Origin of the sequence: Methanoculleus sp. UBA413 (assembly GCF_002502935.1) — an archaeon.
Taxonomy (GTDB): Archaea; Halobacteriota; Methanomicrobia; order Methanomicrobiales; family Methanoculleaceae; genus Methanoculleus; species Methanoculleus bourgensis.
The window spans coordinates 12,205-22,965 of the sequence record NZ_DAQR01000122.1 but is presented as its reverse complement, the minus strand read 5'-3'; the positions used below and the strand labels follow the sequence as shown (position 1 = coordinate 22,965).

Annotated in this window: 11 protein-coding genes; 9 read left to right on the top strand and 2 right to left on the bottom strand. The window is 61.6% G+C overall.

Translation table 11 applies throughout. From position 1 onward, the window contains the following. The first annotated feature begins 106 nt into the window (after positions 1 to 106). A complete protein-coding gene (locus BP858_RS10575; protein WP_281767084.1) occupies positions 107 to 2,245 on the top strand; it encodes an ATP-dependent DNA helicase in 2,139 nt (712 codons plus the stop codon). Positions 2,246 to 2,253: 8 nt separating this feature from the next. Continuing rightward, positions 2,254 to 2,769 carry a KEOPS complex subunit Cgi121 gene (cgi121, locus tag BP858_RS10570; protein ID WP_281767085.1) on the top strand — a complete coding sequence of 172 codons (516 nt, stop codon included), beginning with the start codon at positions 2,254 to 2,256 and terminating at the stop codon, positions 2,767 to 2,769. On the opposite strand, the gene BP858_RS10565 is transcribed toward cgi121, so the two are convergent. Together BP858_RS10565 and BP858_RS10560 are read right to left on the bottom strand one after the other, a co-directional pair. Next, entirely contained in the window at positions 2,760 to 3,257 is a 498-nt protein-coding gene (locus BP858_RS10565; RefSeq protein WP_048104948.1) for a MogA/MoaB family molybdenum cofactor biosynthesis protein, read from the bottom strand. The genes cgi121 and BP858_RS10565 overlap by 10 nt on opposite strands. 434 nt (positions 3,258 to 3,691) lie before the next feature. Further along, positions 3,692 to 3,850, bottom strand: coding sequence for a hypothetical protein (locus tag BP858_RS10560; protein WP_214166371.1), 159 nt, complete (start codon positions 3,848 to 3,850; stop codon positions 3,692 to 3,694). A 255-nt stretch (positions 3,851 to 4,105) separates the two neighbouring features. On the opposite strand from BP858_RS10560, the gene BP858_RS10555 reads away from it, so the two are divergent. From BP858_RS10555 to cbiB, 7 genes are all read left to right on the top strand, one after another. Further along, on the top strand, positions 4,106 to 5,389 hold the full coding sequence (locus BP858_RS10555) for an ORC1-type DNA replication protein (RefSeq protein ID WP_062260854.1): 1,284 nt from the start codon (positions 4,106 to 4,108) through the stop codon (positions 5,387 to 5,389). Positions 5,390 to 5,393: 4 nt separating this feature from the next. Further along, the gene (locus tag BP858_RS10550; RefSeq protein ID WP_062260857.1) at positions 5,394 to 5,885 is read left to right on the top strand and encodes an Lrp/AsnC family transcriptional regulator; all 492 of its coding nucleotides are present in this window, start codon (positions 5,394 to 5,396) and stop codon (positions 5,883 to 5,885) included. Between the two features lie 11 nt (positions 5,886 to 5,896). Further along, the gene (locus tag BP858_RS10545) at positions 5,897 to 7,057 is read left to right on the top strand and encodes an aminotransferase class I/II-fold pyridoxal phosphate-dependent enzyme (RefSeq protein ID WP_062260860.1); all 1,161 of its coding nucleotides are present in this window, start codon (positions 5,897 to 5,899) and stop codon (positions 7,055 to 7,057) included. A 1,274-nt stretch (positions 7,058 to 8,331) separates the two neighbouring features. Beyond that, positions 8,332 to 9,342: an adenylosuccinate synthetase gene (locus BP858_RS10540; protein ID WP_179965931.1), complete on the top strand. Its 1,011-nt coding sequence runs from the start codon at positions 8,332 to 8,334 to the stop codon at positions 9,340 to 9,342. Beyond that, on the top strand, positions 9,339 to 9,524 hold the full coding sequence (locus BP858_RS10535; RefSeq protein WP_286879460.1) for a methytransferase partner Trm112: 186 nt from the start codon (positions 9,339 to 9,341) through the stop codon (positions 9,522 to 9,524). The genes BP858_RS10540 and BP858_RS10535 overlap by 4 nt, the downstream gene beginning before the upstream one ends. Positions 9,525 to 9,532: 8 nt before the next feature. Next, positions 9,533 to 10,057 (top strand): DUF7524 family protein, encoded by a 525-nt coding sequence (locus BP858_RS10530; protein WP_286879459.1) that lies wholly within the window; start codon positions 9,533 to 9,535, stop codon positions 10,055 to 10,057. Next, the coding region (gene cbiB, locus BP858_RS10525) for an adenosylcobinamide-phosphate synthase CbiB (protein ID WP_286879458.1) at positions 10,036 to 10,761 on the top strand (726 nt) is incomplete at its 3' end. The genes BP858_RS10530 and cbiB, both read left to right, overlap by 22 nt.

Here is a 10,761-nt window from a genome sequence, read left to right as displayed (position 1 = left end):
GATATACTGGAGTATTACTCGTGATGCGGCGGGGCGTAACCACCCCCGTCCATCACTATGACAATACCAGGAATATACGGTTTGCAGTGGAAATGAAGGGGTATAGATGGAGATAGCCGATCTACCGATCCCGCCGGACCTGGCGGCGAGCTACGCTCGCCGCGGGATCACGGAACTCTACCCGCCGCAGGCCGCCTGTGTCGAAGCGGGGCTCCTTTTGGGAAAGAACCTCCTCATCGCCATCCCGACGGCGAGCGGCAAGACCCTGGTCGCCGAGATGGCGATGCACCACCAGGTGGAGAGGGGAGGCAAGTGTCTCTACATCGTTCCTTTGCGGGCGCTTGCGAGCGAGAAGTTCGAGGAGTTCTCAGGGAAGGGGCTCCGGGTCGGCATCGCCACCGGTGACCTCGATCGGCGGGACGACTACCTCGGGAGAAACGACATCATCGTGGCGACAAGCGAGAAGGTGGACTCGCTCCTGCGGAACCGGACGCCGTGGCTTGCGGAGATCACCCTGCTGGTCCTCGACGAGGTCCACCTCATCGACGACCCCTCCCGGGGAGCGACGCTTGAGATGGTGGTAGCAAAACTCAGGCACAAAAACCCTGCCATGCAGATCATCGCTCTCTCGGCCACCATCGGGAACCCCGGGGACCTGGCCGGGTGGCTCGATGCCGAACTCGTGGAGAGCGACTGGCGGCCGGTCGACCTCCGGGAAGGGGTCTTCTTCCAGAACGGTATCCAGTTTGCCGACCACAACCGGGAGGTCGGGCGCCGGAGCAAGTACGAGGATCTGGACCTCGTCCTCGACACAGTGGAGGAGGGGGGACAGTGTCTGGTCTTCGTCAGTTCCCGCAAAAACGCTGAAGCGTTTGCGAAACGCGCCGCATCGGGGCTGAAACTCGCGAATCCGACCCTCGCCGGTTACGCCGATAAGATACGCTCGAACGCCGGGACCGATATGGGGCGGATCCTTGCCGCCTGCGTGGCGCAGGGGGCGGCGTTCCACCACGCGGGGCTCGCGCGGGAGGAGCGGCAGATCGTTGAAGCGGGGTTCCGGGAGGGAGAGATCAAGGTGATCGCCTCCACCCCGACGCTCGCCGCGGGCTTAAACCTCCCTGCTCGGCGGGTGATCGTCCGCGATTACCTCCGGTTCAACGCCGGGGAGGGGATGGTGCCGATCCCGGTCAGAGAGTACCGGCAGATGGCGGGGCGGGCCGGGCGGCCGCACCTCGATCCCTACGGCGAGGCAGTCCTGATAGCAAAGTCGGAGGAGATGGTTGGGGAACTCTTCGACTGCTACATCGATGCGCCGGCCGAGGATGTCAGGAGCCAGTGCGCGAACGAGGCGGTCCTCTGCACCCACATCCTCTCGCTCATCGCGACCAACTTCGCCCGCGAGACGGGCGAGGTGCTCAGGTTCATGGATGGAACGTTCTACGCCCACTGCGGTGAGAGCCCCCGTGCGCTCGCGCGCGCGGTCGACCGGGTGCTTGAGTTCCTGCGGGAAGCCGAGATGATCACCGAGGTGGGGGAGTGGCTTGAGCCCACCGAGTACGGGTCGCTCGTCTCCCGGCTCTACATCGACCCCCGGAGCGCTGAGGTGATCGTGACCGCGATGACCGGCCGGAAGGAGTATACCGATATTGGTCTCCTGCAACTCCTCTGTTCCACGCCCGATATGCTGACGCTCTACGTCCGGAGGAACGATATGTATCTCCTGGACCGGTTCCTTGCCGATCACCGGGACGAACTCTGGATGGAGATCCCCTGGGACGCGGGCGAGGGGTTCGACCGGAGCCTCAAGACCGCGCTCCTCCTCCTCGACTGGGCGAATGAGGTGGGCGAAGACACCATCTGCGAGCGCTACAACGTCGGGCCCGGCGACGTCTACGGGGTGGTGGAGAGCGTCGCCTGGCTGGTCCACGCGAGCCGGCACCTCGCCCGGCTCTTTGCGCCGCACCTCGCAGGCCCAATCGAGGAGATGGAACTCCGGACCAAACACGGGATCAAAAAGGAACTCCTGCCCCTCATCAGGCTCCGCGGGATCGGACGGGTCAGGGCCCGCCGGCTCTTCAACAACGGTCTTGGGTCGCTTGAGGCGCTGCGCGCGGCCGGGCCGGAGAAGGTCGGGAAGGTCATCGGGCAGAAGATCGCCGCCCAGGTCTTCGAGCAGCTCGAAGGAGTGCGGGACGAGATCGAGGAGGTCGGCGAGGAGCAGGCGACCCTCTTCCGGTTTGGGTGAACGAAAACATGGCAGAACCAGCATGCAATATCTACCAGGCGGTCTTTACGGTCGATGAGAATGTCAGTTTTCTCGAAAAGGTCCGGGGGATCGCCGACAAATACAGAACCCATATCATCCTCTTTGACGCCGACCGCCTGACAGGGCGCGACCACGTGGCGGCGGCGCTCCGGCACGCGTGGCGGTCATGGACCGACGGCGAGCCGATCGCAAACTCGATCGAGATGGAGGCGCTCCTCTACGCCGCGGGGACCAGGCAGTGCCAGGTGGCCGCGTTCTTCGGCATTCACCCGGGAGTGAACCGGGCCTACGTCGCCGTCTGCCCGCCGGCGCCGGGCGTCCGGGAGCGCCTCGCCGGTTGTGTGACGTTTGTCGACGAGGATTGGGAGGAGATCGATCCCGCGAAGCGGGAGCGCCTCGCGGAACTCTTCAGTATCACGCCCGAAGAGGTTCTGGTGGTAGGGGAGGAGCGGTTCCGCGAGCTGGTGCTCGAACGGGTCGCGCTCCTTGACGTCTACCGTTGACCCGCTGATGCGTGGGTGAGGATGTGCCTGATCTCGGGGATGATGATGTCCCGGGCGGCGAGCGTGACCGCCTTTGTGGATCCAGGGATGCAAAAGACCGCCCGGCCGCCGATGACGCCGGCGATCGCCCGTGAGAGGATGGCAGCGGTCCCGATCTCTTCGTAACTCTTCTGCCTGAAGAGCTCGCCGAATCCTGGGATCTCCTTCTCAAGCAGCGGTGCGACCGCTTCTATAGTGCGGTCGTCGGGCGTGAGCCCGGTGCCCCCGGTGAAGATGATGCAGTTCGCGCGCGAGAGGGCGACGTAGACCTCGGACCGGATCCCATCCAGGTCGTCGGGGACCACGTTGTAGTGAGTTACCTCGATTCCGGCAGCCGAAAGGAGGTCGATGAGCGTCTTACCGCTGGTATCGGTCCCGGGTTTCCGGCTGGAAGAGACGGTGACGACGGCACCGGTCACAGTGAGGGGCTTAAGATGGTTACTCTCCATACGATCTTCCAGTACCCCTGTAGCACGCATTTTACTTCTTTGTATCTCCCGGAAGGGGGTGCGCAATCCCCAACCCCTTTGTTTCGACTGGAACCTGGAAGGGGTCCGGGGTCAGAACCAATGTGGATGAGTGGGAAGAACAGAGGCCTCTGATGGGTGATAAGACTTTCTGAAGAGAGATCCGACGGTTTTTCCTTGATAATCGGTCCTGAGCACCCTGATTAGATGACCTCCTCCAGGTATCCAGGAAGACCTCACGGTCCGGGCAGGGTATCTTCCCGGGGATGGGGATCAGGTTTCTCCCAGGGACCCCTCCCTTGTGTATCCCAGGTAGCCATAATTTGTCAGCCGGTCTGGTGTGAGCTCCCCCCTCTGTACACAGCCGGCAAAATCAACGTAAATTCCTGATCAGGTCATCCAACCTGGTTTGTAATTCAATAAACCGGGTTTATTGTCATCTTTTTGCATTTTCTTCCCAGTTTCGAACTTTTCTTGTTTTCTGGTGCTTTCTCTGGCTCTTTTTCTCTTCCAGTACTTCTACGATATATCTTTATATCTTGAATTTCAGAGGTACACATGAATATTATCATCACGTTTGCATGCACGAGACAGCCCTGTATCATCATCACTCTCCACTGGAAACAAAGGGGTCGGGGCGTCACCGGGATCACCACTCTGCTATTCTCCACCATTTCACTATCACTCCACAGCCCTCACGGGTCTTCTGCCTGCGATCAACCCCCTCTAAGTTCCACTGGAAACGAAGGGGTTATCTGCCTCAAGAACGATCATATTAAGAGCCCGCGACACGAAAATTTCCTGTCCTGGCAACCTCCCCCGGTGACATCATGTCGGACGATAAGACCAACCCAATGGGCCTATTCAAAAAATACCTAACCAATAGACGTATATTTAAGAACAGGGAAGTGCTCCGTCACAGCTATCGTCCCCACATTCTCCCTCACCGGAAGCCGCAGATCGATGAACTGGCATCTATCCTTGCGCCTGCCCTCAACAACGAAACCCCCTCAAACATCCTCATCTATGGCAAGACCGGGACCGGGAAGACGGCCTCGGCCAGATATGTCGGGACTGAACTTGAGAACGCGAGCGCGCTCGCCGGGACGAAGTGCAGGGTCATCCACCTCAACTGTGAAGTGATAGATACCCAGTACCGGGTGCTCGCCCAGATCGCGAATTGCCTTGACGACATCGACCAGCACCCAAGCGACAGCCCCCGGACTCTCATCCCGATGACCGGGTGGCCGACCGACCAGGTCTACATGGAGCTCAAAAACCAGCTTGAGAGCAGCGGTGGGGTCATGGTCATCATCCTTGACGAGATCGACAAACTCGTCAAGAAGAGCGGCGACGACACTCTCTACAACCTCACCCGGATCAACTCCGACCTCAAGTTCGCGAAAGTGAGCATCATCGGGATCTCAAACGACCTCAGGTTCACCGATTTCCTGGACCCCCGTGTCCTCTCCTCGCTCTCAGAGGAGGAGATCGTCTTCCCCCCCTACAACGCCCCGCAACTCTGCGACATTCTCCAGCAGAGGGCCGATATGGCGTTTGTCGAGGGGGCGCTCGGCGAGACGGTCATCCCGCTCTGTGCGGCGCTCGCGGCACAGGAGCACGGTGATGCGAGGAGGGCGCTTGACCTCCTCAGGGTCTCGGGGGAACTTGCAGACCGCGAGAACGCCACGAGCGTGGGTGAGAAGCACGTCAGGATGGCACAGGAGAAGATCGAGACCGACAGCATGGTGGAGTGCGTCTCCACCCTCCCGACCCAGAGCAAGGCGGTCCTCTACGCGATGCTGATCCTTGAGCAGATGGGGAAGAGGATCTTCACGAGCGGTGAGGTCACGGTGGTCTACCGGGAGATCGCGCGGATCATCGACCTCGATGTCCTGACGCACCGCAGGATCACGGATCTCATCTCAGAGCTCAACATGCTCGGCGTCATCAACACCCGGGTTGTCTCCCGCGGCCGCTACGGCCGGACGAAAGAGATGTGGTTCGATGCGACGACAAGCAAGATCGAGGAGGTCATCACGCGTGACCCGAGGCTCGACGACCAGAGGCTGAAAGAACTCGATATCAACCGATTAAGAGCAATGTTCAGGTGATACCATGGACGAAAAGGATCTAATCCTCCTCCAGCTGCTGGAGGAGAACTGCCGCACACCGGTGAGCGATCTCGCGGTGATGGCCGAACTGAGTGAGCAGGATACGAGAGACCGGATCAGCAGGCTGGAGGCGGCCGGCGTCATCCGCCGCTACGCGGCGGTCGTCGACTGGGAGCGGGCAGGCAACGGCAGCGTCACTGCGGTGATCGAACTGAAGGTCTCGCCCGAGCGGGACTTTGGCTACGACCGGATCGCGGAACGGATCGCCCGGTTCCCGCAGGTCCGGTCGCTCCGGCTGATGACCGGCACCTACGATCTCCAACTGCTGGTGACCGGTTCGAGCATGCATGAGATCGCACGGTTCGTGGCCGAGCAGATCGCTCCGCTGGACCGGATCCGGGAGACGGCGACGCTTATCATTATGAAGACCTACAAGGAGAACGGCGTCACCTTCGCCGTGCGCGGCGAGGCTGAACGTCTCCCGTACTCGTTCTGAGGTGAGGGGTGTTGAGGGATTTTGTCTCAGCACGGGCCCGCGCCATTCCTCCTTCCGGGATCAGGCGGTTCTTCGATATCGCGCAGACGATGGAGGATGTCATATCCCTGGGTGTCGGCGAACCGGATTTCGTGACCCCCTGGTGCGTCTGCGAGGCGTCCATCTACTCAATCGAGCAGGGGTCGACCGCCTACACCTCAAACAAGGGGACGCCCCAGCTCAGGGGCGCCATCAGCCGCTACCTCGATTCCCGGTTCGGTATTCGCTACAATACTGATGAGGAGATCATCGTTACCTGCGGCGTCTCGGAGGCGGCTGATATCGCCATCAGGGCTGTTGTGGATCCGGGCGACGAGGTGCTGGTCGCCGAGCCCTGCTATGTCTCCTACACCCCCTGCGTCTCGCTCGCCGGCGGGATCCCGGTGACGGTTCGCTGCCGCGCTGAGGACGAGTTCCGGCTGACGGCCGACGCACTCGCGGAGAGCATCACCCCGCGGACGAAGGCCCTGATAACAAACTTCCCGAACAACCCCACCGGCGGGGTGATGCAGGAGGCGGACTGGCGCGCCGTCGCTGACCTCCTGGTCGACCATGACCTCCTGCTTATCAGCGACGAGGTCTACGCCGAGCTCACCTATGACGGCAACCACTTTGCGCCGGCGGCGATCCCCGAGCTCCGCGAGCGGACGATCACGCTCAACGGGTTCTCAAAGGCCTTCGCGATGACCGGATGGCGGATCGGCTACCTCTGCGCGCCGCCGGAGATCTCCGCGGCGGCCTTAAAGATCCACCAGTACGTCGCGCTCTGCGCTCCCGTTATGGGGCAGGTTGCAGCGTATGAAGCGCTCCGGAACGGGGAGGCGGAGAAGGATGCCATGGTCAGGGAGTACCGGCTCCGTCGCAATCTCTTCGTCGACGGGTTAAACAAACTCGGTCTTACCTGTCACCTCCCGAGGGGTGCGTTCTACGCATTCCCCTCGGTGGAGAGCACCGGCATGACCGATACCGAGTTTGCGGAGGCGCTCCTTCGCGAGCAGCACGTGGCGGTCGTCCCGGGAAGTGTCCTCGGGCCGTCCGGCGCCGGGCACGTGCGGTGCGCCTATGCGGTCTCGCGGGACGATCTCAAAGAAGCCCTTGCACGGATGGGGCTTTTCCTGGAATCGAGAAAATAAAAACAGCCTCCGGGACCCCCGGTGGCAAACCGATACCTTTTTAATCATCCTCTCTGCATAAGCGGCTGGCATTCTATTGTCAGACAGGGGAATGACGGGCAGAGAACCCCTTTATTTCCACTGGAGATGTGGATCAATTCGGGGATTTTGATCGGCAGATGCGCCGCCATGCTCACTTCCTGGCTATGCCCCCGGTCCTGGAAATGCCGGGCAGATCGTCGGGTTCGTATCCGCGCTCCGATCGTGAAACTTCCATGACAGATCGCCCTGCCGGTTCGGGGAAATCTCGATGTGGCGGTCTTGAATATTCAGGAGATGAAGTTTCCAGTGGAAATGAAGGGGTCCTGAACCTGGAGGCGATCGGTTCGGAGGATCTTCTGCGGCCGCAAAGGTTGATATGGAATGCCCGGTTGCTTGCCCGAATACCGAATATAAGCGTATATTGGCGGAAAGCGGATACGGTCGGTCGGCATCCCGCGCCGGGCGATGCGCTCTCCGCGGTCGTAGTAATTGCCCCGGAATATACCCCGAGATCTATTTTTGCTGAGCAATATATTCCGCTGGAGAAATTCTGCAGAATCCTTGAGTGGTGATGGCGACGAGGATATGACCTCTACCGGGAGGTTTTCCCCTGATCTGAGATTCACAGGGGAGTCTTCCCAGCCTCAGTTGTTCCCGGGGCATTAATGGTCATTGCACCGAACATTTTGCACGCGACATTCCCTCGTGCGGAAGAGCGCGAAGCATTGATGCCCGTGGGGTCACTATGCTCCTCATCGCGATCTCCCGCGTGGCTTTCCGCGTGAGGTGGTGATCGCTCCCACGCATCAGGACCACAAGATAAGGTAGAATTTTGGTGACTGGGAGGCTCCCCTGTTCTGTTCCACCGTGCCCCGGGTCTGGCTTGTGCGGGGAGGAGGCGAGCCCCCTCCCCTGCCCCCACCCCCCAGGGAGATTCCCACCACGGTCCACTGCTACGTCGGCAAGCCTGGGGAATAGGCGCTTTCATGCGTACTGCCTCTCGTTCTGCCCCATGAATGCTCCCGCGTGGCTTTCCGCGCAAGACCGGCGATCACTCCAACGCATCCTCACGTTAAGGTGAACATGGTCCACTACCCACAGTCATGGCGGGGATATCCGGCATTCCCTCGGGCACGGGGCGGCGCTCGACAGGCGGTGCAGGACCCGGTCACCTTTAAGCGGAACTGCCGCTCTCCCGGTGTCACATTGTAACGTTTATCAGCATGTATCACTCCATCCTACTTGATAGAACAATGAGCTGTACTATTATCGTCGGCGGGTTCTTTGGTGACGAGGGAAAAGGAAAGATCGTAGCCCACATCGCTCACCAGGACAAACCATCCATCATTTCGCGGGGCGGCGTCGGCCCGAACGCCGGGCATACCGTCTGCGTTGGAGACAAGGAGTATGGTGTCAGGATGGTCCCCTCCGGGTTCGTGTATCCGGAAGCGGACCTTATGATAGGGAGCGGCGTCCTCGTCGACCCCCGTGTCTTCCAAAAGGAGGTCGACCTGCTCGGCGTCAAGGGCAGGATCTTCGTCGACGGGCGGTGCGGCGTCATCGAAGAGGAGCATATCGCCCGGGACCGGGGGAGCGAGCACCTGCGCAAGAAGATCGGGAGCACAGGGACAGGGTGCGGACCGGCGAACGCCGATCGCGTGCTCCGGACCTCCCGGCAGGCAAAAGACGTCCCTGAACTGGAAGACTACATCACCGATGTGGCCCAGGACGTAAACGACGCCCTGGACGAGGATAACGTGGTGCTCCTCGAGGGGACCCAGGGCTTCGGGATATCGCTCTACTTCGGGACTTACCCCTACGTGACCAGCAAGGATACGTCGGCTTCCCAGATCGCCGCCGACAACGGTGTCGGCCCCACCCGGATCGACGACGTCATCGTCGTCTTCAAGGCCTACCCCACCCGGGTCGGCGAAGGCCCCTTCGCAACAGAGATGTCGCTTGAACAGTCGCACGAGCTCGGTATCGAGGAGTTCGGCACCGTCACCCGCCGTCAGCGCCGCATCGGCCTCTGGGACGGGAAGATGGCCCGCTACTCGGCGATGATCAACGGGTGCACCCAGGCTGCGATAACCGGGATTGACCGGATTGATCCGGCCTGTTTCGGCGTGACCGACTACGACCGGCTGACCGGGAAGGCGAAGGACTTCATCGCCCGGGCCGAGAAAGACATCGGCAAACCCGTCACCCTGATATCGACAGGTCCCGAGATGTCCCAGATCATCGATCTCCGGAGTGAGCTATGAGACGGAGCCTCATGGAGATCCTCTGCTGCCCGGTCTGCAAGGGCGACCTGCTGCTGACCGTGACCGAAGAGAACAATGAGGAGGTGCTGGAGGGGACTCTCCGGTGCGAGGCGTGCCGCGCCGACTACCCCATCAGTGAAGGTATCCCGAACCTCCTTCCGCAGACCGCCTGCGAGGAATGATCCCGCCGATGTCGGAGATTCACCTCAACCGCCGCGGGATCAACTTCATCGAGGTCCCGGAAGAGGTAGAGGCGACGCCGGGGAGCGACCTTACCCTCCATATCATCAACCACGGCTCTCCGCTCCACATCACCCTCGCCTCAACAAACTCCTCACTCTTCACCGATTTTTTCCACGAGAACCTCTACGTGGTCGGGGATGCGGAGTTCACCATTCCTATCCGCGAGGGCGCTTATCCGGGGGTCTTCTCCGTGGAGGTCATATCGGGATACGGCGCCCGGCGGGCGGAGTTCCGGGTTGTGGTCAGGGAGCGGGCGGCCCCGGAGCCCGAGCCGGTTGAGGTCTCCCCAGCGGCGCCAGTCCCGGCGGTCTCCTCCGGGTGGCGGTCCTCCGCCCCGTTCATTCTCCTCGGCGCCGTTGCCCTGGCGCTCTACGGGTTGTGGCTGACTTACCGGGTTGATCTCTTAAATGCCGCTGCGTTTGCGGCGCTCTTCCTCGGGGTCATCCTCGCATGGTTGCGGCAGCGGTCGTAGTCGCCGCGTCGCTGCTGGTGGATCGGCTGGTCGGGGACCCGCACTCCCGTTACCATCCGGTGGCGCTCCTCGGTCGGTTCATCGGGTGGTGGGGAGTCCCGGGCCGCTACCCGGCCGGTATCGAGCGGGCTTATGGTGTTGCGGGAACCGTTCTGACCGCGGCGCTCTTCGCCGCCCCGTTTGTCTTCGTCCAGTTCGCTGCCCCCTGGTACCTCTACCTCCTCCTTGCGCCCCTCCTCCTCAAGGTCTGCCTGGCCTGGCGGTCGCTTGAGGAGCATACCGCGGCGGTGGTGCAGGCGCTCGGGGACGGCGGCATCGATGCGGCCCGCGCCCGGGTCGGGATGGTGGTGAGCCGGGATACGGCGCACCTTGAGCGCGAACACGTCCTCTCGGCCGCCTATGAATCGATGACCGAGAACCTGGTGGACAGCATCATCTCCCCGCTCTTCTACTTCGGGTTCTTCGGCCTTGCGGGGGCGGCGGTCTTCCGGTCGGTCAACACCATGGATGCGATGCTCGGCTACCGGGACGAGCGGCTCTGGATCGGGTGGTTCCCGGCACGCGCAGACGACGTCTTAAACTTCATCCCGGCCCGCGTCACCGGCATCATCCTGCTCGCCTACTTTGCCGTGAAGGGCCGGTTTGCCCCGGCTTGGGCAGCCCTCCGCCGGGACGCGAAGAAGCGCCCCGGGTTCAACGGCGGG

Coding starts and splice junctions, on each gene's coding strand:
- BP858_RS10575 (WP_281767084.1), top strand. CDS start 107: ATGGAGATAGCCGATCTACCGATCCCGCCGGACCTGGCGGCGAGCTAC.
- cgi121 (WP_281767085.1), top strand. CDS start 2,254: ATGGCAGAACCAGCATGCAATATCTACCAGGCGGTCTTTACGGTCGAT.
- BP858_RS10565 (WP_048104948.1), bottom strand. CDS start 3,257: ATGGAGAGTAACCATCTTAAGCCCCTCACTGTGACCGGTGCCGTCGTC.
- BP858_RS10555 (WP_062260854.1), top strand. CDS start 4,106: ATGTCGGACGATAAGACCAACCCAATGGGCCTATTCAAAAAATACCTA.
- BP858_RS10550 (WP_062260857.1), top strand. CDS start 5,394: ATGGACGAAAAGGATCTAATCCTCCTCCAGCTGCTGGAGGAGAACTGC.
- BP858_RS10540 (WP_179965931.1), top strand. CDS start 8,332: ATGAGCTGTACTATTATCGTCGGCGGGTTCTTTGGTGACGAGGGAAAA.
- BP858_RS10535 (WP_286879460.1), top strand. CDS start 9,339: ATGAGACGGAGCCTCATGGAGATCCTCTGCTGCCCGGTCTGCAAGGGC.
- BP858_RS10530 (WP_286879459.1), top strand. CDS start 9,533: ATGTCGGAGATTCACCTCAACCGCCGCGGGATCAACTTCATCGAGGTC.